The 344-nt window shown below is 71.2% G+C and carries 1 pseudogene; it reads left to right on the forward strand.

What is annotated here, in order from left to right:
• Positions 1-344: pseudogene (locus SB753_RS35570) on the forward strand (amylo-alpha-1,6-glucosidase); the annotation flags it as partial.

Here is a 344-nt window from a genome sequence, read left to right on the forward strand (position 1 = left end):
GCGCCGAGCGCGGGCGTGTCGTCGCCGACTCATCCGCTGAGCGAAGCGCATATGTCGCAGATCGACACCGAGCGCCCGCGGGTCGGCCGGGCGGCGGTGCGCGCGGCGCTGGTCGACGCGCACCTCGTGATGCGCGAGCGGCGGCGCGTGACCGCGCGCGTGCGCTCGAGCAATCCGCTCTTCAATGCGTGGATCGACCGCTCGCTCGCGGACCTTGGCCTGTTGACCACCGACCTCGCGACCGGCCCGTATCCGTACGCGGGCATTCCGTGGTTCTCCACGCCGTTCGGCCGCGATGCGGTGATCACGTCGTTGCAGACGCTGTGGTTGCAGCCGCAACTGGC

It is taken from the genome of Paraburkholderia sp. SIMBA_053 (assembly GCF_046534895.1).
In the GTDB taxonomy this organism is placed as follows: domain Bacteria; phylum Pseudomonadota; class Gammaproteobacteria; order Burkholderiales; family Burkholderiaceae; genus Paraburkholderia; species Paraburkholderia caledonica.